Below are 21318 nucleotides of genomic sequence, written 5' to 3'. Positions count from 1 at the left end.
GGCGAGCTCGAAGCTGCTTTTGACCAGGCGTCCTATCCACTCGTGTCTCCATTCGACTGCTTTGTTGAATCCGATGACGGCGTGGGGATCACTGTTTGAGAGCCTGTTCGAGGTTGTAGACTGCGGCGGTCAACACGAGCTCGCGGAACTCGCGGTACCACGCGCGAGGGTGGACAGCGGGGCCGAACCGACGCTTGATGGCCGAAAAGGCGGTCTCGGCCATCCAGCGCTGGCCGTATAGCCCGCTGTCCAACCGTGCGTTGTGCGCGTGATCGTACGCAGCGAACAACCGATGACGCGGCAGGGGCCGGACGCCCTCTGATCGGAGGGCGTCCCGGAGCGATTGGTCGTCATAGCCTTTGTCGCCGGCGAGACTCTCGATTTTCTCGGTGTTACGAAGGGCGACTCGACGGCCAGTTTGCGTGTCGTGAGGCCAGTGTGCCGAGCAGTGAAGATCGAGGATGGCACACGAGTCTGTATCGACGAGCGCCGTCGTTTTGAGCGTGCGTATGTGGCGATCCGAGCGGTGTTGGTAGTGTCTCGATGCCGTTTCCCGGTCGAAGAATGTGGCATCGATGGCACCGTGCGAGCCCGGATCGCAGATGGTCGCGGACTCCCGAAGGAAACCGCGCCACACCGACATGGGCACCCTCTCAAACGACCGGTACAGCGTTGAGGGTGCGGGAAATGCCGTCCGCGACAGCTGTAACAGACCACGAACGCGATCCATCTCACTCGCCCAATCCACGATCTCGCGGTACGTCGCATCCATGTGAACCCGCAAAAAGTGGAGCGTGACATGCTTCCAGCCGGGAAATCCGTGGCCAGTCGGATCACTCACCGCCGTTGGACTGGCGGCACAGCGCTTTTGAGCCAGCGACGCGGCTTGCTAAACGAAGCGGAAGAGGAGTTTGGACACATTCGGCTCTTCCGCTTCGCTTCCACCTTCAGAGCGACGCTATCCCACCGCCTTCTGCGGATTCAACAGAGTACATTCGACCTAATTCCTGCGCTGCCAGACGGCCCAGAAACAGTGTTCGAGGCCGACGGTGTCCGGGTTCCGGCGGTTGATCTCGGACTTGTCCATGGCCACCATCTCGCCTTTCCTTACCGGTCAGCGGATACACTGGTTGACGATGTTATGGCGGCGCTGCGTGCGGATAACGTTCTTTCTACCAGGGCCTGAATACGTTTCCTATCGGCTATTTTGTGAGAAGTCGCGCGTCCATTTGAAGTAACGGCTCTGTTGAAATACTATTTTCCAGATATATTCTCACCTGAAAAAGCTGGTCGATGAGAGTTTATTCGTGACTAATGCCCGTGATTTAAGACATTTGGATGAAACGAAGTCCACATGCCCTCCCCAAAGCGTGGTTATATTGCAGCGGCGTTGGTGCTGATTGGCATAGGTGGATTTGCGTATTCGGTGGTCCTGATCGGTCAGGTCTTTATTGGAGCGGGGTTCACGCTTTCAGCGCTTGTTGTCGCGGCATTGGTGTACTACGGCGATGCTGAACGTCACACGCTCGCTCGCGCTACGATTGCTGTCACGGTTGTCTATGGGGTTTTTACGGGTCAGCTGCCGGTGGCTGTCATCGCCGCCTGTGTTGTCTACCTCTCTGCGTGGCTCACCGGACCTGACAGCCCGGTCAACTCACCTGACACAGAGATATTCCCGGTTACACAAACGACTACCGATGAGTCGGAATACACTGATTGATAGCCTTGGTCTCTTGTATTGACCAGTCCGGTGATGTTCTATATTGACCGCGACTACGTCGAAATATATCACTTGCTGAGGATTTCAACAGAGCCAAGAAATCCTCTCTCGGATTGCTTTTGACCGAGAATTCGCAAATACGGGTGGGAAAGCACTCCAACTTGACCGCGACGAGCACGTCGATATCACCGCTACGGCTCGAAATCTGCTCGCTAAATCGCTGCTGTACCACTTGCGCAATCTCTCACCAGACGCCATCAGCAACCAGTTCGATGGCGTCCGGGATCGAGTGCTCGAAGTCTTTCGGCCTCAGCGCCGACTTCCTACGTTCGTCGACGTTGCCATCGATCTCCACGAGTGGCGCTTCTACTTTCTGTTTGCGGTGTCGTTGTACAATCTATGGGTGTTAGCCAACGTGCTAGCGTCAGCTGATACGGTCCCAGAGACACCTCTGATCTCAACACAGATCTTCCGTAGATTCGTTCTCTCAACAGATTACGGCTGAGTTCACACTCGAATCAGACCGGGATGACCGGTGAGTACACCTTATCGTGGAGAGGCATCGCTCGGGAACACCGCTGACGCGGCGTTCTCTCGCTCTTTCAGTGAATCTGTCACAGCGAGATCCGCTACGATTGTGATCTGCGCGAACTCAACGGCGTGGTTAGTACGGAGCAAGATTTGATTCGGCAACTACTGTAAACGTCGGGGTTCTCGACTAAAAAAAAGACTGAAGATGTCAACTATAGTGTCTTTGGTGGTCAAGAGAGGAATTGCTACACATTCTCCGCGATATAATTCTCGATCTGGCTTACAAGCTCGGGCCGGAAAGTCCAAAAAGCATCCCAGACGTTGGGTTCATCTTCGAGTGCTACGAGTGCAGCATAATCCGCTGTATCGGTCCCTGCCGGCGGGTTGAAAACAACAAACCACGACCGCTTGTACGGATAAGACGTTCCTGTATGAACCAGAACAGGGGGTGTTTCCGAGGAATCAAGATCGTCGACCCCATAGATATGGACCTCTACGCCTGTGTTGCTGAGGGTGTCATATACATCGTAGGTACTCTTCTCGTCTTGGATTCGTGACAGTCGTTGAAATGATGCTCGAAGCGTCCCGTCCCCTGTTTCAGCGGCAATTCGCTCGATAACCCGTGAAATGATTATCAACAGAAGTTTTTCTTTGTTCGACTTTGGATACCCACGAAGTCGAAATGGAACCTCATCAAGCCCTCTGAGTACGTCTGGGAGGACTACATCGCCAAGATCGATTGCACCCGTTCTGTACAAATCGGAATTGATCAATAAGATCGATTCAAGCAATTCGTCCAGGGTGGACCGAGCAAGTATGTCACCGTTTTCGACTAGTGCGACGATATCAGTATTATCCTCGTCGCCGGTGGATTCAGTTTCGAAAGTGTCAATTTCACTGATAGACACTGGTTGGCCCTCAACTAACCGGTCTAACAGACCACGGACAGGGGCCGGTGAGGACTGATCGAGAACGATCAAGTTCCGGTTGGGATCTTCAATCTCGTTAAAAAATCGCGTATCGACGCAGTCATAATCACACGTAATACGAATCAGCCGGTTAAAAACATGTCTGCGTTCATGTACACTCGCTCTGTTGAGATCCTCAGCTAGTGGGATATTCTGACCCAGTCGCGGTCAGTACAGGCGATTCACGGATCGCTCAGTACGGGAAATTTATCTCGCAGGTTGCTCTGGGAATCGCCAGTAATCTATATCACACCCATCCTCGTAGTCAGCACGTGACACGAGATTTACTCAAAACCATAGAAGGGTTATTAGAGGGGGTCCAAGGCGATGTGGAAGACCCGGACGCCAGGTACAAACTCAGGACTGCGAGACAATTGCTTAGCGTCCTCGAACAACGCAACGAAGACGTGAGTGTGGCAGTTAGCGAAGCAGTTTCTGATGATGAACTGCGCGAGCGTCTCCGTGAGTTAGGCTATCTATAGGCAGCCATTGAGGGCTTCGCAGTAGAGGTATGTAGCTTGTCCGTATGCTGGCGCATACGGTCAGTTGACAGTAGCAGATGAGTGACTCGCATCCTATATTCTTCACGCCAATTAGTCAAAATTCGATGATTCGATACCTGTTTCGCCAGATAAGACAAGAGCCTCTCAGCAACACGAGGAGTGGGTCCGACAGCCGCCGATTTGGGAGCGATAACCGCGTCGGTCGCTGGGGATACATTACTGAATCATTCCAACCGAGCGATAGGCCGTAGTACCACGTTTCGAGCTTGCGGCCCCTATCTAGACATTTGGTTCGACCGTCCAGGATATGTGGCCACTAGGGTGAGTAAGCCACCGCTGAGAGATAGTCGGGAGCAGCGGAAAGAACGCGAATAGGCTATAAGATCTTCAGAGTATACGTACGCCGGTCCGACGCCGCCCTGATCCGATTTGTACCTGTGTCTTTTCGTAGCCACTCTCATCGACCGGAAGGTAAACTTGGGAGGAGTGTGTTCACAAAGTCATCCGATTGATTTAGTACTCCTATGTCCCCCGATTCTACCCAGTCAGGCCGGTTGCGAGAAGTACTTGAGAACTTCGTGGACAGCCTCGGCACTACCGTTTCCGACGCCCACCTGGTTGAACGAGTTCTCGCAGGCGACGAAACGCTTACGATCGACGCGCTAAGCAATCAGCCCGAAGAGTGGACTGAAGGGAATCTCATCTGGCCGTTGCTCGAGGCCGTCGGACTGAACCGTGAACCTGGCCGTCCCGCCAGCCAACGGTCGGCTGCTGGCACGACCCAACGGGAAGCCCCTGACTTCCGTCTGGTTGAGCGCGGTGGTGATTTCGTTGTCATCGGGGAGAATAAGTCTCCGAATAAGATCGACCGCGCTGAACAGGAGCTCGTTGGCGACTATCTCTCAAACAAGGCCTGGCCCGACTACGGGATCGCTACTGATGGATTCGAGTGGGTAGTCTACCGTGCCGAGCACGGAGGTGACTTCCTCGAATTCAGTGAGGTAGAGCGTTTGGACCTCCGACCTGTCATCAACGCTGTCGCCCGTGACCTCGGGTACTTGGGGTCTGGCAGTGTAGGTGATGTCGATATTGAGGAGACGCTGGAGACGTTCGTCTCGGTGTTTAATCCAGAGGGTCTACACACACTCCTGACCCAGACCGCTCCAAAGGAATTCCGCGACACCCGAACCGCGGACGTCGAGGAGTTCTACGAGCTGTACATCGAGCTGTTGTTCGGCGAGAGCGACGAACACGAGTACGACACGTGTCTTCGAGATGACATCCAAGCTCCACCGAAGACGACCGAAGAGGACCAGGACCTGTTCGCTGTCACACTGATGAACCGCCTACTGTTCATCAAGTTCCTCGAAACGCGCGACGTCCTCCCAGACGGCTTCCTGCGGACACTGGTTCGAGACTACGAGGATAATGCCGAGTCCATCCCTGGAACGCTCTACGAGGCGTATATCAAGCCGCTGTTCTACGACCTATTTAACACGGATGAAGGCGATCGCCGTCCCAAACTCCGAACTGGCCGGTACGCAGATGTGCCGTACCTGAACGGCGGCCTCTTCCGTGAGAACGTCCCGAACGAGTCGCAGTACAACCTTGTGGACCGGACACTCCCCACCGTCATCGAAGACCTCATCGAGGGACACCGGTTGGAGATGAGCGGACAAAACTTCGATCCGGCGATCCTCGGGAGCGTGTTCGAGAAGACGATCAACCACATCGGCGGTGAGGAAGGACGCCAGAAAGAGATCGGCGCGTACTACACACCCAACGACGTGACGCGCCACCTCTCCGAGCAGACAGTTGATCCGAAGGTGAAGGACCTCTTCGTCAAGGCGTTTGTCGAGCACTCTGACGACGATGCCGAGGAGTACGTCCGCACCCAGATTGAGCAGACAGATCTCAGTGAGATCCTGCGGCACGTCGAAGACGGCGCAGCGATGTACGGTGCGAACCCGAGTGCGCTAGAGGACATCCTCGACCGGCTCACAGACCTAACCATCCTCGACCCAGCCTGCGGCTCTGGGCACTTCCTGACGACAGCAATGGAAGAGCTCCACCAGGTACAGCTCTCGCTCCTCCGTGGGCTCAACGGCGGCGAAGAGCCGTCGCCCCAGGAACGATACGACGCGAAGCAGGAGCTCGCACTACACGCCATCTACGGTGTCGACGTTGACGACGTCGCCGTCGAGATCGCAAAGCTTCGCATCTGGCTGAAGATCATCGAGGGCAACAGTTGGAACGAGGAGTTCGGACGGCTCCCCAACATCGATGTGAATATCGTCGCCGGAAACTCTCTCGTTGGCTTCCCGGTCAGAGGGGATGTACAGACACAGTTCGGAGCTATCGACGAGCGGCTCCCAACGCTCGCAAAAAAGCGGCGTGCCTACAAGTTCGAGAACAAGGGCACGCGCCAGGAGGTGATGAAACTCGAACAACAGATCCGCAAGGACCGTGATGAGAAGTTCCTCCGAAACCTAACTCACACGTTTGAGTCGGAGGTGACCGGCGTTGAGGACTTTGATGCCCTCGTTGCGTCGATCCCGGACGGCGAGTTCCACCCGACCGTACAGTCAGTGAAGGCTCAGCGGTGGGATGAGGACGGCGACACGATCGCACTCTCTGAAGAAGACAAAGAACTGCTTGCTGATGCCGGGTTCGAGTGGCAAGAGTGGCGGGACACGAACAAGAGCGCGACACTTGACGTCGGGGAGCGCATCCAAGAGGCCGGCGGCGCACGTGGCGAGCTCGCGGAACACCAGGACATCGCCGACGACCTCCGCCAGCTCCTCGACGCCGGATTCGTCTTCGACGTCGTTGAGCGGCAGCCGACACGGTACGACCTCTATCACATCACGGGGAAGCCGTTACACTGGGATATCGAGTTCCCCGAGCTGCTCCCGCTCGAGGAAGCCAACGGGATGTACCCCGAGATCGAGTTTGACATTGTCATCGGCAACCCGCCCTATGGCGACATCCTCAACCAAAATGAGGAGATGTTCACCGCGCCGTACCTCACTGGCTCAGTGAACGATGTTTCGGCGCCGTTCGTCGAACGGCAGCTACAACTGACGGCCGACCAGGGCTACTTCGGCAACGTCACGACCCTCCGGTTAATCTATCAGTCATCGCTTGAGGAGTTCCACGATCTGCTCCGTTCCACGCTTGACCCCGCACGTGTGGCCTGTTTCGGGATGTGGGGACGGGTCGGTGTCTTCGAGAACGCCCTAGTCCGTGTTGCGCTCCTTTCGGGGCAGAAGAACACAGATACGACGGGGACCATCCACACGAGCGACTTCACCGTGTTCAACCGAGATAACAGACAGCACCGCTTCGAAACTCTCGAATACAGTCCAGTGGATGGGCTGATCCTTAGAGACCGTATTGGCGGCGAGGGATCTGACGGGCCACTCCTCCCCAAGATCGGAGGAGAAACGAAACATCAGCTGCTAACGACGCTGAAGGAGCAGTCCAATACAATCTTCGATGACAAGTATACCCGAGAGCAGCCGGACTGTGATGCCTATTCAGTATGGCGGACCCGCGGGGTCGGCTACTGGATGAACCCCATGCTAGGAAAGCTATACGATGCAACCGATGTAGACCCAGTCTACTTTGACTCGGAATTAGAACAGAAGACAGCGTTCTTGGTGCTGAATTCCTCGCTGTACTACGTCTATTGGATGACGTACGGCAATCAGCATCACCACAATTGGACGCAACTCTCGGCGTTCCCATGGCCCGATGAATCTGTGGTTGAGGAGTACGAAAACGAGATTATCGAACTCGCAGACACGCTTTGGTCCCGGATGAAGGACGGGTTTAGTGGATCGAGCTTCCGGATGACGGCACTCCGCCCAATCGTCGACGACGTCGATGTGTTGATGGGTGAGTTGTATGACCTGACAGACGAACAGGTCGCGTTCACACAGAACTATCTCACTGACCTCGGTGAGGGGAGTGCTCGAGCAGGAAGTGGCGATGAAGATCTCACCTATAGTCCGATCGTTGCTGAGACGGATTAGTTGCATAACTCTCCCTCGAACACCATACGCTCTCACAGAAGCTGCTACTACGGGCAATATTGGTTAGACTGGGTGTTGTAATTAAGACTAACCACCGGCGTCACGACCGGGAGGTCGGGCGAACAGTCAGGCGGGGGCAGCGTCGTCGGCTGAGTGCGGCGTCGTGATCTCGAGACTGACCTCGATGGAGTCGTAGGGCACGAACGCGCGCTTCGCCCGCCCGGCCTGCTCAAAGTGGACGATGTCGTACTCGGCGAGCACCTGGAGGTCGTCGTGGACGGTCTTGACGTCACGGTCGATCCGGTCGGCCAGCTGGCGGATGCTGTCCGGGCGCTCGGCCATGATGCTCCGGAGGAGCTCCACGCGACGATCGGTAAGGAGCGCTCGGAGGTCACTCGGATTCTGGAAGTTGATGACGTGCGGCACCTCTTCGCCGGCTTCCCAGCGGTCGAGCCGATCGAGCGCGTCTTGCCGGTGCGCCTGTTCGGAGTCGGATGTGATCCGGAGCACCGAGGGGTAGTCTTCGAGGTCGCGGTCCTCGAGGAAGTCCGCCTCGGCTTCGGCGTCGTCCATCACGATCTCCTCGTCACCGGAGCCAGTGCTGTTGACGTCGTCGGTGTCGTCGGGTGTGTTGGGTTCGTCGGGCATGGTGGGTCACCTCTCACGGCGATCGTCCATCTCGGTGTAGAACTTCTGGACGTGAGATTTGAGGCCGGTGTACTCGATGTCGTCGTAGACGCCATCGGGCGTGTGGTAGTGGTGGCGATCAACCTTGGGGTGGTCCGGAAAGTTGTCGAACCGTAGGAAGGTTCGACCGTCTTCGGCCATGTACTGGAACCGGTACTTGACCCCTTCAGGGTAATCGTCGTTTTTGGGGATGCCGGTCGCAATCATCTCGTACCGGGAGCCGTCGTCGAACGTATCCTCGTCTTCGTAGATGACCGTCGATCCCATCTGTGCTACCTATGTTGGTGTAACCGACCAACATATAATAAACTTTCTGTTGGTGTCTAACACCAACGAACTGGTGGCGGGCGTCAGTCCTTGCTATTCGGGATGGTGACGGTCACCACCTCGGCAGCCACGATCCCGATTCCGACACCGGAAGCGTGGTGTGTTCTTAATCTACAATCTTATGCTGGTTAAGTAACGACGCTCTTGTGTGGATTATCGCAGTAATCAGCGAACCCCCTGTGCGAAAGATTCTAATACAAAAGTATGAGATGTAGTGACTAAGAGCCGTCAGAAGCCCTCGAGAACAGAGTCACTCTTCCTCGTACGTGAGGTTCATCAGCCATTGGGAGAAGACGTCTGACTGCGGGTCAACCTCTTCTTCACCGATGAATGGCGAGAGCATATCACCCGCCATCAGCAGTGAAAAGTCAAACTCACGCGCAGTCGGTGCGAGATAGTAGGCTCTCTGACCTTCGTACACCGCTTCTTCACGCTGGATCAGCTCGGCACTCTCAAGCGCTTCGACTATTCGGCTTCCTTTTCGCGAAGAGACATCCAACTCTTTCCAAAAGTCGCTCTGGTGAATCCCACCCGTCTCGCGAACCAGTTCAAGAGCCGCACGTTCGTCCTCCGAGAGATCAGCTTCACCCTGTGACACACTCATATTCCAACAGCTAACGTGTATCCATTATAATCGTTCTTTCTGTCGCTAACACTGGTTATGAGATTGGCCGAGATTATTGTGCTAATTCTTCCACTCGGTGGCACGACAAACCCGCAACGGGCGTTTTTCGGGTTCGTTCAATCGATATTGTAAATCAATGCCTTATGTAGAAATCCGGTGAATAGGGGACGGTAAATGTTACATAAGGCAGCAGGCATCGCTGACAAGTGAATCCTGAGCCCACGTCACGGTCGACATCGACCGTGGCCTGTCTGTCCATCTCGTCACGTTGCCAGTTGTAGGGCGGTACGGCTTACTCAGGGCTAAAAACCACTAAGAAGGCGTTTCACTCTATGAGGCTTCCGAAGACAGATATATAACGATCGAATATGTACTTTTGATAGGTGGTATGTATGGCCACACCAAGCTATGCGGGGGCAGAGTCGCACCACCACCCAGATAGCGACATTGAGACGGGTGAAACCGCAGTCTGGACACTCGTTGAGTGCCTCGGTGGGAGCGTGGGGGCTGGAATTATTTTCCTCCTCTCCCTCCCAGTGTTAGCCGATCTCATGAGTCCGCTTGGAGCCCTGTCTCCAACTGGGCTCCTCGTCGTGTTTCTGTTCGCGTGGCTGTTCTTGTGGCTACTCATCGCTGTGACTCGCGAGCGAGTCACCGACTGAGTAGTCACAGAACAGTGTATACACTATCTTCAGTCGAACACGTCGGTGAAGTCCTGAAGAATATCTTGTGACGACTTTCCATCAGCACGAGATGGAATTGGATCCTCCCAGCATTCGACCTCGAGTGTTTGTGCATCCGATATCTGATGCGGATCAGTCGTCACGTTGAGAATTGCCGTGTGATAGATAGCAAGGAGTCGGTGATCATGGACACTCACGTGATCGATGCCAGCTCGATTCAGGACTGCTGGAATATCCGTGGGACTGGAGAGAGATACCGAGACGGTTGGAGAATCCGGGTCACCCATACCAGCAATTCTCACATCAGACGGATAAACTACCCTGTGCTGGAGAGCTCGAGGGACTCGCGTTGACCGTTGAGAGACACTCACGTTAGGGCCGACGTCGACCGTAACGTGTCTCGCCCCGTCACGTCGCCAGACCAACTCATCGGTCGGCATTCGAGCGCGTATGATACGACTGTCCAGACTTGAATTCGGTCAGTTCCTCGATCCGCGATTCGAGCTCTTCGACTTCGTCGCGGAGCTGGTCGGCGTCGTCAGCATCGCTCGCCGCAAGTTGGTCTTTCAGCCCTTGGAGCCGCGTCTCCTTGCGATCTTCGTCCACCTCGGCTTTCCGAACGTACTCGGTTTCTTCAATCTCGTAGACGTCGCTTTCAGCGACATCAGTCACCTCGAGGGCATCGTCAACCTTCCCGCGATCAACGCTCACCACCCGATCACGGTCGATCCCGGCTGATTCGAGGGTGTCCAGCACCTCCTCGTCATCTTTGAGCGAGCGGTTCGTCCGAGCGGTCCGCTGGACCGAGCCGTACGATCCCGAGACCGGTCGGTCGTGATGGAGTCGGTCTAAGAGCGTGTCCGCGATCTCCTTGCGGAGGTCGTTGGCGTTCCGTTGAACGTCCGAGAGCAAGGTATACAGGTCGATGAGTGTCCCTGTCTCGACCTCTTCGAGCGCTGTAACCTCGTGACGTTCCAGCGCGTCGACGAGCAACAGCGCATCCGCGTAGACGTCGAGATCAGGTTCTGTCCGTTCATCGGGAGCAGGCTCAGAGGACGGGCCCTCGTCCAGTAACAATGAGGTGGTTGGCGCTTCGGTCTCGATGATCACACCTTGGTCGTCATTCACCTCGAATCGTGGATGGAGACTCAATACCGTCGGGTATGGATCCGCATCGGGTGGGAGTCGATCAAGGTCGAACCCATCGGTAGAGTCGGTGACACGCCGATATAGTTTCTCGAACTGGTCTTGCTGGAGGGGTTTCGACTCACCGCGGTCTGTGAACCTGATGATGACACGGTGTTCCTGGACGCCAGTTATCTGAAACCGGTCGTTCGAGAGTGGTGTTCGGAACGTGGCCCCTTCCGGAAGGTCATCTAACCGCTCAAGAAGATTGTGCCAGGTGACCCGAAACGACATATTTGTTCTGAGAGAGCGAGATGCTAAATGTCTGAGGTTGCTCACAGAGATTATCGATCAATTCGTCATCGGAGGGTGAAAGTCACTTCTCGGTTTCGGCGACGGAGTTGACATCCTCCTCCGCGTGAACGCGGAGGAATCCCGACCGCATTTGGGATATTAGGGTTTACAGTCTACCACTTGTTCCTGCGGTTGGAATCCGCTGGACAAGTCGTATAGGTGGACTGCGGGCTGTGCCAACCAGCCGGTACTCCTATCTCCGAACGACTGTCCGGGAGACTCGGAGTTACTTTCCTCGTTGATATTGAGTCGGATGTTCTCCGCTCCGTTCACGTCCGCGTTGAACGCCGCATCGCACTCCTCGCAGACGTACAGGCCACGCTCGACGCGCTGGCTGTCCTCCTCTCTCCCGCACATACAACACGTCTTGCTCGTGGCACTCTCGTCCACTTCCACAACTTCGATCCCCTCGACCTTCGCTTTGTATTCGAGGATGTTGGTGAAGCGGTCGAATGCCCACCCGTGTAGATCGAGGTTGCCGTGCTTGCCCCAGTTTTTCGAGTTGCCGTTCTCGTCCTCACAGACGCCTTCCAAGTTACCGACATTGATACGGCCAACACCCTTCTCGATACATCGTTGGACGACGTGTTTGGCGAGACCGTGGAAGAAGTGGGTGCGGCGTTCCGACCACTTCGCATGGAGACGTGTGGCTCGTTCACCACCGCTGTCGTCGCACTTGGCAATCTCTTTCGGGAAGTAGTACCCGTCCTGTTTCAGACGGGTTCCGGGGTACAGGTCAGCGGCCTCGGTACTGTAGGCGACAGCGGCGAAGTTGCTGATGCCGAGGTCGATGCCCGCTGTCTCGGTACCCGGAGCAGCGGGAGTCTCGATCTCGTCTGTACAGACGAGGTGGAGTTCCCACCGCTCCTTCGCTTGGTCGTAGACGGCGCGAACCTGTTGAAGATTCTCGACGGTGACGCCGGGGCGCGTTTCGTATTCAACAAGGATGTATTCCCGCGCTCGGGGGTGTTCCTTGTGGTTCGCACCCTTCGAGAGTCGCACTCGATTGTTCTTGGTGTCGTGGCGGATGCCGTTCTGCTTCCACGTCACCGTGCTACGCGGGTGTTCTTCGTGGACGCGGTTGCCGTCGGTATCGTAGTAGTTGCGCTTGCGGTAGCCGGGCGGATTCGCCCTGTCGTCGGACTTCCTCTTTTCGTACCACGAGTTGAAGGCTTCAGCGAGTTCCTCCAGAACGCGCTGACTGGACTGCGAATGTAGCCCCTTGTACTTGTGGTGAGTCTTCAACTCGTCTTTGAGGTCGCCGTGATCGGGAATCTCCCCGGTTTCTTCCCAGACTTCTCGGGAGTGGTAGTTGGCGACGTTCCAGAGTTTGCTGGCGCTCCACCCGTGCCGGTCGAGTATCTCAGCCACTTGATTGTGGTTGAGAATTTTTGCGCGGTGGGTGCGGTGGACCTCCAGCATTCTGAACGTCTGTATAACCTGTTATACGAGCTTTTCTTGTAAAGTTTCGGCTGAGAGCGTGGAATATCCGGCCTTGCCATCGGCGGTGGATTGTTGAACGGGTTGTCGGATTCATCCCGCGCCTAAACAGTAGGTGCCGAAGTACTGGAGAGGTTCAATCGATTTCCGTTCCTCGTGGTTGAGAAAGACCGATCAAGTCGATGTTTTTCCTCAGCGAACCACTGTCCAAGAGAGGAGAAAATGGCAACAGCGAGTGGATTGACGGTCTTGTCAGTAGTCAGCGGCGTGCTGACCCGAAGAAATCCGGGTCAGCCGTCGCATCTGTCGCTATCCGTCCGGAACTGACAGCACGAACAGCCGAAAGAGTGCTGTCGAGACGGCTGGTCGATCAGTGAATTCTCGCTGCTCAGCAAGGAACAGACACACCAGAATCCACAGATTGTACATCGCCACCGCGAACAGAAACTCGAACAGCCGCACCGCAAACGTCGGTGACGACGTTCGCGGCAGAAACTCACCGATCTTTCGGTAGGAGGTTTCGATTCCCCACCGGCGGCGGTATGCTTCGGCGAGCGGTTCAGCGGCATCTTTCGATACCGCACAGTTCGTCACAAGGCAAAATGAGTCGTCGTCCCGTGTGCGGTGCGGGACGACGACGAGTGTTACGGGAACCCGGCCAGTCGGTGGATTCTTTCGCACCATCTCGTAATCTGTGACAAAGGAAGACGTGTCGTGGGCGTCAAGCGCGCGCTTGACGCCCACAGTCTGTGGCGCACGCACAACGAACTCGAGGTCAAGCTCGACGAACGTCTCAACGAGTGGCACGCGGTAGAAGCCGCGATCACAGTAGACGCGGTTGATCTCGACGAATTCTCGAGCAGTGCCGATGAGCCGGCGAATCGACTCCCGCAGCGTGCGGGAGTCATTCGCCTCGACAGATTCGGATGCGAGCGTGAATCGAACGGCGGGATCGACGATACAGAGCGTCACAAATGCGTACGCGAGGTTTGTTCCGCGGTCTGGATTAACCGCACAGACGTGCGGTGTGTCGTCAGATCCGTAGTAGAGCCATTCGTGAATATCGAGCGCAACATCGACACGACGAGTGAACGCCCGCTGGCGGCGGGCGTGAGCGAACGTGGCTGTCCGGACGCCATCGAACTGAGCGTTGATGGCGTCCGGGCTCAGTCCACGAAGGTGGTAGAGCAGTGATTTGGCAAGCGGACTCCGTTGCTGGAGATCAATATCTTCATTCCGAGCAAGCTGAAGCTCTTTCGCGGTTGTATGGACGAATTCGCCGTCGAAGGAACTCCGAGCGAGGACTTTCTGGAAGTCCTCGCTCGGATACTGTCCGTTCGGCTTCGTCGCAAAATCAAGATGTGTGAATAACAGCCTAGAAGCAGCACGAGACAGCTGTTTTGCCTCCGTTGCGTGGATCATACCACAGATTGGTCACCGACAACGAAAACAACGACTCAGCTACTTCGGCACCTACTGTAAAGGCGCGGGTATTCTCCTTGCGATTTATAATCGCACACCTACTACGGTTTGTCTGCTTCACACTACGCTCGAAGTGTGACCTCACCCACCCCGGATTGTAAGTGTTCTCACAACTGTTAGGGTCCCTGGGGGGACATACTGCCCAGAGATGTACTATATAAAAGCCGGGTAAATAGCTCCATTCGTACACCCCTAATTGTAAGTGTAAACACACGCTTAAGAGCCGAATTATGTGAAATTTCTAGTTTAACTATACTCTATTATATTGCTTCTACCCATAACTATATAAATATTATATAGGTAGAAGTAGATCCGACAGCAAGACAGTGGATTAACGGAGAATCAAGGAGAAAGCCCCGTGCTTTAGCGCGGGGGTGAATCCGACAACGGAGACGCCAACCACGATTATTAATTAGGCCGACAGCGTATCGTAATGTAAGCACATCAGGCGAAAATTGGAGTTAGATTGGAGCCTCGGTCAACAAAAAGCAACCCTGCGTCGGATGTCTACTCGACCAACGTGGTTGAGTCGGCTTAATGTCACGGCCCGTGAGGTATAAGTGGATACCCAAGCACACAACGTCACTTCGGTAGCCCGATGCACTCCTCACAAACCACAGCCAGACCCTCGTGCTCTGGTCAGGGCGCCTTCAGGGACGCACAAACGGCGTGCTGTCTCACGAAGAGCGGGGAGGATGTCAAATTCGTGTAGAACCGGTCCTACCGTTTTGACTCATGGAACACTTACAATCCGGGGTGGGGGTGTTGAAGACAGATAGGAACAGATACAACACTTACAACACTTACAAGGTGGGGTTTCAAGTACATTGCCTAATACGATGTGATATGGACTCGCCATTCAAGGGTGCAAACGATATCTTTCAGACGAAGGAGCCCTTTGAAGAGGCATATCATCCTGAAGAGATTCTTGAACGGGACGAGGAGATCGAGACGTTTGCTGCGGCTTTACAAGACGTACTTGATGGCTTTGGGCCGCCTAACGTGTTTATTTATGGCCAGACAGGCGTCGGGAAAACTGCAACGACTCATAAGGTAACTGAATATCTTGAGGCTGACGCCATAGAGGCCGGAGTGAACCTTACTGTCTTTAGCATCAACTGTAACAAGCGAGATACGACCTACAAAGTCATCACCCACCTCGCCAACGAACTCTACTCAGAAAAGACGTTCAAGCAAGGTCATCACCCAGATACACTCTGGGATCGTATCTATACTGCGCTCGACGAACTTGGGGGGAGTATTCTTGTTGTCCTCGACGAGATCGACAAGCTCGGCGAAGATGAGGAGCTCCTCTATGAATTCCCTCGAGCGAATGCGATGGGCGAACTTGAGCACGCAAAGGTAGGCATTATCGGCATTAGTAATAATTTCAAATTCCGTGAGAGCCTTTCGCCCCGAGTCAAATCCACACTAACCGAACGAGAGATTCAGTTCTCGCCGTATGACGCAAATGAACTCCGAACGATCTTGAACTACTACGCAGATTTAGTTTTCTACGAGAATGTGCTTAGTGACGATGTTGTTCCCTTGTGCGCAGCTTTCACCGCCCAAGACACGGGTGATGCACGAATGGGACTTGATCTTTTGGAAACTGCTGGCGACATAGCTCGTCACGAGGACGCTGACCATGTTGTTGAAGAACACGTTCGGATCGCCCGCTCGCAAGTAGACCGGGCGAATACTGAGCGAATCGTTACCAATCGCCTGACTGTCCAAATGCAAACTGTGTTGGTTGCAACGACGTTTCTTGATGTCGACCAGAGTACGGACGCCAAAGTCAAAACCATCTATTCGTTCTATAAGGATCTCTGCGATCGCCTCGATATCGATGTGCTTTCTGAATCTCGTGTGCGGGATCATCTAGACACGCTTGATATGTTTGGGCTTCTCGAAACGGAAGAAGTGAATCTCGGTCGTCGTGGCGGCCGGTCGTATATTTATTCGATTGTGGATGAGCCACGAGTTGTCATCGAGACGCTCTACAATATGGACCGCTTCGAAAATCTCTTCGGTGACAGCGCCGAGGAGTTCCTAGACACGTATGAGGCTGACACACGTAGCGATATTCAGACAAAGCTCGGTCTGTAAGCACCAGATACACTTACAATCTGGAGGGCGGACCACCAGTCAAACACTTACAATTGGGGGTGTGTAGCGACCGTGAACTCTTACAATATGGGGGTCGGCGTTCGGTAGAACACTTACAATTGGGGGTGTGTAGCGACCGTGAAATCTTACAATATGGGGGTCGGCGTTCGGTAGAACACTTACAATTGGGGGTGTGTAGCGACCGTGAAATCTTACAATATGGGGGTCGGCGCTCGGTAGAACACTTACAATTGGGGGTGTGTACGAGATTCTGTTCTATCCCGTGATCTCTACGAGCGATACATGAAGATCTGCGGCCGTCTCGACGCTGATAGCGTGAGTGAACGTCGTGTCCGTGACCACCTCTCGGATATGAATATCCTCGGAGTAAAACACGAGATTTAGGTACGTTGGCTGGCTTAAAATCGTGATACTTGATGATCGAAATTTCTGATTCGCTTCGTTCTCTGTTCAGCGCTCAAATCGAAGAACGTGACGGGTCATATGTCATAGATATCCCGACGAGTGAAATCGAACACGACACACTCGCTGCCGACGAAACGTACCGCATCGCGCTCCTGGCGTCAGGATCTTCGACAGGCCAGAAAGCCCAGCAAGAACAACCCCAATCGGCTGCGCAAGAACCAACTCCGACGTCGGACGGTCCGCCTGTCGATGAGGGTGAGGTCCGCGACGTGACGGTCGAGACGACCGGTGATCAAGGCGACGGCATCGCGAAGGTTGAACGCGGCTACGTCGTGATCGTCCCCGGCGGACAACCCGGTGATGAGCTGACAGTCGAGATCGAGCAAGTTCAAGAGAACGTCGCGTTTGCCAGCATTGCCGAACACGACTCACGGGCGCTGTAACGTCGTTGTACTGGTGACCGTCTGTTGGCCGGGGTCACCTACACCTCAACCGTCTCGATCCCCCTACTCACTTTCTGGCTTACCGATGTACTCCGATTTCATCGTCCCGTTTTCACGATAGTAGCGATAGAGATACGGGCCGTGCATATCCGCGGGGTCTCCGCTGGCGCACTTACAGCTATCGTCGCCACAGGTAACTTTCTCTTTGACGACGGTCCCGCTTCCTTCGCTATCGGACTCCTCAACGGGTTCGGCAGTCTCGGGAAGTTCGTCGGTGTCAACCGACTGGTCGCGATACTCGATAAGCGCCTCAACGTAGTTCAGTATCTTATGGAGGGTTTCCGTGTCCTGTTTGGGGAGCCCCTCAGCGAGATACTTCGGGAGCGAGGTGGGTGGTGACGGCTGCTCCATGCCTTATGTAACAATTGGGGCCATATTAGCGTTGGGGTGCTACATAAGAAATTGAACCATCGCTACCAACCGTGAACACTTCAGCGATTACTCAAGATCGTAGGCCGCAATTTCGTGAGAGCCACACTGTGGACACTCATCGACTTCCTTCTTCACGCTGTACCCACAGTGACGGCACTCGTGGTGCGTTGTCGATGACGGCTCGAGCCTCACAATCTGCTGGATGAACTGTTTACTGAGCATTGGTGGGGTCAACGATCTCGCCACAGCTTGGACATTCGGCCCACACGCCCGGATCACCGCCAGCGGTCTCGTAGTGGATGATTGCGTCCCGACCCGTGACTGTCTCGCCGCAGAACGAGCAGTCGCCACGGATTGTCTTTGGGTCATCAGTAGTCATTCTCACGAGCTCGCGAGCTATTTTGAGGGGGAGAGGGAGCGTGTGACACTGTTTTAGAGATAATCCGGCTGTTGAAACCGGGCCAGTGGTGCTCCCTCCCCTCAAAATTAGAGACTCTGTGATTTATAGCTCAGGTGAGCGGGGCGAAAGTATTGTTCCGGAACAGCAGTATGATTGTGAATCGTGAGTAACCATCACACGAGGACACTCCAAGAGCGGTGCGTGGTGACTACGCGCTCGCGGGAGTCCCATCGGCATCGCCGCTGTCGATGAGCGGGTAGTCAATGTGGACCTCAATGCGGTCGAACGGAACAACGGGTTGAATCGCACCGCTGGGTCCGCCCGCTTTGAGCGTGAGGATGCCTAGTACTTCCAGCTGCTTCAGGTCCGAGTGGACGTCGGACACGTCACGCTCGACGAGACGCGCTGCCTCGCGCATGCTCTCGGGCGCCTCTTCTGCGATCGCCCGGATGAGCTGAAGACGCAGCGGCGTGAGACTGTCGACGAAGTCGTCGTAGGTGCCGAACTGAAGCGTTGCCTTTCCCTCCTGTTCGCTGAAATCGTCGGCCTCGACGTCTTGGACAAACTGGAGCGCGTCCTCACGGAGCTGTTCTCGGTCGCCGACGGTAATGTGGAGTGTGGTCATGGTCGGGGTATCGTGTGTTGTTACTCAGTCAGTGCGGCCGGGGCGGCTCGCCGCCGCTGGCGTCCCAGTACTCGGCCGCACTCACTCAGAACTCGACAAGCCGGTCCTCCATTCCGGGGAACTCGACGTCGTCGAGGTCGTCGGTCGGCCGAAGCACAACGTTCTCGACGATACCGGCTTTGACGTATGTGTACTGGAACAGCGCTTCCTGGGCCATCTCTCACCTGTAAGTGTTGAATAGAAGTCCAACACTGACCGCAAACTGCCTGAGATTCGCCAAAAGTTGTCCGATCGATGCTACGAATCATCTCATTAATGTACTAGACGTCCGTCGTTACCGTAAATATACTTTTTTGGGATATCGTTGGCGTTACAAAGCCTGCTGACCGGCGCCGTTGTTATTGAGAATTAACTTGGCGGTTGTACCACCGAGTTTTAAAAGGCAGCATTTACTGATTGTCTAATTTATTTGCTTGGTCTGACCACTCATCACATTAGGGAGGTCACTCCCAGTTGTCAGAGGCACCCCAACCAGGATATGCTCCTGTGAGCAGGGCTTTTGATTCAGGTTGCTAAACACTCAGTCACGCACGCGTATGGAGTATCTCGCGTTATTTCGAGTGTGTGAAATTAACTTTATTTCTCTTGTGTTTTTATTGGAACCTGTAGCAGAGTAATGAGCGAACCCAGCCCTCAGGATACACTAACGGTGAGGTATCAGCGCGAATCACGAGCGATTGTGACTGAGTTGCTCGCAGAAGACCTAGTCCCGGAAGGCAAACGGGAGGAAGTTGAAGAGCTCCTAAATAAAGGGGAGCCGCTTGTTGCTCTCCGTGTAGCGCAGTCGCATCACCGCCAGCAGTAGTCACCGAGTACAGCCAAGCGTCGCACTTGCGGCAGTAGCCGTGGGTATCTGGACAGAGGGCTTCGTCAAACATCGTTCCGCACGTCACGGTCGATGGTTCGACAGAGAAGTTCCGTTGAGCTGGTTCGTTAATACCTCTCGTAACAGTCCGGGTAGCAGGACTCTTCGCGTTGTCGAGCCACGCCTGATCGAGTGAAACCTGCTCTCCACGGAGCTCACATTCAGTACTGTAGCCCGCCTGACGGGCATCCGGCGAGAAGTTCTTCGGTTCAGTACCCATACCGACGCGCTCGCAGCTTCCGTGTCCCCTTCCGACGTCGCAACCGAGAGAGTGAGGACCCAATCGTCACCTGCCCCCCCCCGTCGGTAACAGGTTTGAAGACGATTGTCGACGCCAGTTCGTCGTTGACGTAGAACCAGTCGGCATCTCGCTCCGCATGGTAGTGCCCGTCGGATCGAAGATTCTCGAGATCGACGTCGCCAGCTATCGGCATCTCAGCGCTCAGTCGTTCGCCTTGCGCCCGCGTCCCGACGCCGATGTGAGCGGGAGGTCCGCGCCGATCTCGTCGTACCACACGACGGGGCGCTTTGCGCTGCCGTCCTCTTCGAACTCGAGGAGCCCGTAGTCGGCGAGCTCGTTCACGTTGTCGAGGACCTCCGGTGGGCTCCGGTCGACAAGGCGAGCGAGTTCTCGGATGCTCTCTGGCTCGTGCTCAACGATAGCTTCGAGCAGTTCGAGGTTGGTCGACCGAAAGACGCGACCGAACGTTTCGAGATCTTCGATCGACAGCGTTGGCTCGCTGGGTTCGACATCGTCGCCGGCGTCGATTGCTTCGAGCCGCTCCTCAAGACCGCTACGATCCGCGGACTTGATCTGGATATGGAGTGTTCGGGTCATGATGTTGTAGTGTCTGGGATTTCGATTGTGCGTCGATCAGCGTGCTCGAGTCACTAGGACGGCCGCCGTCGTGGTCAGACGGTGGTGAACCATCACCCCGGTTTATCTCTTTGCAACGGGTAGAGAAAGACATGAGCCGCGAAGCCCCCGCCGACGCCGACATCATTTCGGACGAGGAGCTCACCGCGCTGCTCGCCGAGGCCGAGGGGAGAACGCCCGAGGAGATTGAGCGCGGTACCGCCGAGATCGAGATCGCTCCCCCCGAGGAAGCGATTGTCGTCGACGTCGATGAGTAGTGCTACTGCTTTGACGCGGTTTCGGTCCACTGAGAAGCAGCTACAGGTGATCCACTGACTGACGGTCTTGTTCTCGAAAACAACTCAACTCGACTCCATGGCGGCCACCATCGATGGCCTGCGTTTTGGAGATTCACCGCGGTGTTAAGTTAAGGAAGAGGCGGGACGAGGATTCAGTGCTCTATGCCGAAAACCGCCCGCCTCACCGAGTGTATCGAGTGGATCGACTTGGAGTTTGTGGAGCGAGAGCGGACACCCCGCGAGATCATTGAAAAGGGTATTCGCCACCATCTTGCTGGACTATCACTTTCGAATACAGTTATTCTTCTTGAGGAATTGGGT

At 55.1% G+C, this 21318-nt stretch carries 21 protein-coding genes and 2 pseudogenes; 10 read left to right on the top strand and 13 right to left on the bottom strand.

Going from position 1 to position 21318, the window contains the following annotated elements; all coding sequences use genetic code 11:
• Positions 1-88: 88 nt before the first annotated feature.
• Complete coding sequence (locus DVK07_RS14035) at positions 89-877, bottom strand: IS5 family transposase (RefSeq protein ID WP_233565440.1); 789 nt, start codon at positions 875-877, stop codon at positions 89-91.
• Between DVK07_RS14035 and DVK07_RS24350 the strand changes: the two genes are divergently transcribed.
• Both DVK07_RS24350 and DVK07_RS14025 read left to right on the top strand, forming a co-directional pair.
• Entirely contained in the window at positions 800-1186 is a 387-nt protein-coding gene (locus DVK07_RS24350; protein ID WP_394338884.1) for an MTH865 family protein, read from the top strand. The genes DVK07_RS14035 and DVK07_RS24350 overlap by 78 nt on opposite strands.
• Before the next feature lie 168 nt (positions 1187-1354).
• Positions 1355-1720 carry a hypothetical protein gene (locus DVK07_RS14025; protein ID WP_121597633.1) on the top strand — a complete coding sequence of 122 codons (366 nt, stop codon included), beginning with the start codon at positions 1355-1357 and terminating at the stop codon, positions 1718-1720.
• A gap of 776 nt (positions 1721-2496) precedes the next feature.
• Here DVK07_RS14025 and DVK07_RS14015 read toward each other — a convergent pair.
• A complete protein-coding gene (locus tag DVK07_RS14015) occupies positions 2497-3231 on the bottom strand; it encodes a DICT sensory domain-containing protein (RefSeq protein WP_233565431.1) in 735 nt (244 codons plus the stop codon).
• A gap of 260 nt (positions 3232-3491) precedes the next feature.
• Between DVK07_RS14015 and DVK07_RS23660 the strand changes: the two genes are divergently transcribed.
• Together DVK07_RS23660 and DVK07_RS14005 are read left to right on the top strand one after the other, a co-directional pair.
• A complete protein-coding gene (locus DVK07_RS23660) occupies positions 3492-3701 on the top strand; it encodes a hypothetical protein (protein ID WP_121597631.1) in 210 nt (69 codons plus the stop codon).
• A gap of 575 nt (positions 3702-4276) precedes the next feature.
• Entirely contained in the window at positions 4277-7759 is a 3483-nt protein-coding gene (locus DVK07_RS14005) for an Eco57I restriction-modification methylase domain-containing protein (protein ID WP_147441165.1), read from the top strand.
• 126 nt (positions 7760-7885) lie between these two features.
• Here DVK07_RS14005 and DVK07_RS14000 read toward each other — a convergent pair whose 3' ends face one another.
• The 3 genes from DVK07_RS14000 to DVK07_RS13990 all read right to left on the bottom strand — a co-directional run bounded on the left by DVK07_RS14000 (position 7886) and on the right by DVK07_RS13990 (position 9377).
• Complete coding sequence (locus tag DVK07_RS14000; RefSeq protein ID WP_121597629.1) at positions 7886-8407, bottom strand: transcriptional regulator; 522 nt, start codon at positions 8405-8407, stop codon at positions 7886-7888.
• A 6-nt stretch (positions 8408-8413) separates the two neighbouring features.
• On the bottom strand, positions 8414-8713 hold the full coding sequence (locus tag DVK07_RS13995) for a DUF6516 family protein (protein ID WP_121597628.1): 300 nt from the start codon (positions 8711-8713) through the stop codon (positions 8414-8416).
• Positions 8714-9023: 310 nt separating this feature from the next.
• Positions 9024-9377, bottom strand: a complete 354-nt coding sequence (locus DVK07_RS13990; protein ID WP_121597627.1) for a MarR family transcriptional regulator — start codon at positions 9375-9377, stop codon at positions 9024-9026.
• 413 nt (positions 9378-9790) lie between these two features.
• On the opposite strand from DVK07_RS13990, the gene DVK07_RS13985 reads away from it, so the two are divergent.
• Entirely contained in the window at positions 9791-10060 is a 270-nt protein-coding gene (locus DVK07_RS13985) for a hypothetical protein (RefSeq protein WP_121597626.1), read from the top strand.
• Between the two features lie 29 nt (positions 10061-10089).
• Here the strand turns inward: DVK07_RS13985 and DVK07_RS22240 are convergent, their stop codons facing one another.
• The 4 genes from DVK07_RS22240 to DVK07_RS13970 form a co-directional block, all read right to left on the bottom strand.
• A complete protein-coding gene (locus tag DVK07_RS22240; RefSeq protein WP_147441164.1) occupies positions 10090-10368 on the bottom strand; it encodes a hypothetical protein in 279 nt (92 codons plus the stop codon).
• Positions 10369-10507: 139 nt separating this feature from the next.
• A complete protein-coding gene (locus DVK07_RS13980) occupies positions 10508-11500 on the bottom strand; it encodes a hypothetical protein (RefSeq protein WP_121597625.1) in 993 nt (330 codons plus the stop codon).
• A 159-nt stretch (positions 11501-11659) separates the two neighbouring features.
• Positions 11660-12982 (bottom strand): RNA-guided endonuclease TnpB family protein, encoded by a 1323-nt coding sequence (locus DVK07_RS13975; RefSeq protein WP_121597624.1) that lies wholly within the window; start codon positions 12980-12982, stop codon positions 11660-11662.
• A 327-nt stretch (positions 12983-13309) separates the two neighbouring features.
• Entirely contained in the window at positions 13310-14422 is a 1113-nt protein-coding gene (locus DVK07_RS13970; protein ID WP_121597623.1) for a transposase, read from the bottom strand.
• Between the two features lie 906 nt (positions 14423-15328).
• On the opposite strand from DVK07_RS13970, the gene DVK07_RS13965 reads away from it, so the two are divergent.
• The 3 genes and pseudogenes from DVK07_RS13965 to DVK07_RS13955 all read left to right on the top strand — a co-directional run bounded on the left by DVK07_RS13965 (position 15329) and on the right by DVK07_RS13955 (position 17460).
• On the top strand, positions 15329-16591 hold the full coding sequence (locus tag DVK07_RS13965) for a Cdc6/Cdc18 family protein (protein WP_121597622.1): 1263 nt from the start codon (positions 15329-15331) through the stop codon (positions 16589-16591).
• 273 nt (positions 16592-16864) lie between these two features.
• Positions 16865-16981: pseudogene (locus DVK07_RS24345) on the top strand (hypothetical protein); the annotation flags it as partial.
• 47 nt (positions 16982-17028) lie between these two features.
• The gene (locus DVK07_RS13955; protein WP_121597621.1) at positions 17029-17460 is read left to right on the top strand and encodes a TRAM domain-containing protein; all 432 of its coding nucleotides are present in this window, start codon (positions 17029-17031) and stop codon (positions 17458-17460) included.
• A 63-nt stretch (positions 17461-17523) separates the two neighbouring features.
• Here the strand turns inward: DVK07_RS13955 and DVK07_RS13950 are convergent, their stop codons facing one another.
• The 4 genes from DVK07_RS13950 to DVK07_RS13935 form a co-directional block, all read right to left on the bottom strand.
• Positions 17524-17871, bottom strand: a complete 348-nt coding sequence (locus tag DVK07_RS13950) for a DUF6788 family protein (protein ID WP_121597620.1) — start codon at positions 17869-17871, stop codon at positions 17524-17526.
• Positions 17872-18500: 629 nt separating this feature from the next.
• Positions 18501-18917, bottom strand: coding sequence for a transcriptional regulator (locus tag DVK07_RS13945; protein WP_121597619.1), 417 nt, complete (start codon positions 18915-18917; stop codon positions 18501-18503).
• Positions 18918-19002: 85 nt separating this feature from the next.
• Positions 19003-19134, bottom strand: coding sequence for a hypothetical protein (locus tag DVK07_RS24220; protein ID WP_255410376.1), 132 nt, complete (start codon positions 19132-19134; stop codon positions 19003-19005).
• A 1150-nt stretch (positions 19135-20284) separates the two neighbouring features.
• On the bottom strand, positions 20285-20680 hold the full coding sequence (locus DVK07_RS13935) for a hypothetical protein (protein ID WP_121597618.1): 396 nt from the start codon (positions 20678-20680) through the stop codon (positions 20285-20287).
• Positions 20681-20811: 131 nt separating this feature from the next.
• Here DVK07_RS13935 and DVK07_RS13930 point away from each other — a divergent pair, with 131 nt between their 5' ends.
• Both DVK07_RS13930 and DVK07_RS23655 read left to right on the top strand, forming a co-directional pair.
• Complete coding sequence (locus tag DVK07_RS13930) at positions 20812-20976, top strand: hypothetical protein (protein ID WP_233565430.1); 165 nt, start codon at positions 20812-20814, stop codon at positions 20974-20976.
• A gap of 183 nt (positions 20977-21159) precedes the next feature.
• A pseudogene (locus tag DVK07_RS23655) lies at positions 21160-21318 on the top strand (IS6 family transposase); the annotation flags it as partial.

Source organism: Halorubrum sp. Atlit-26R (assembly GCF_003666015.1).
Classification (GTDB): Archaea; Halobacteriota; Halobacteria; order Halobacteriales; family Haloferacaceae; genus Halorubrum.
This window is presented reverse-complemented; position numbering and strand designations above follow the sequence as displayed.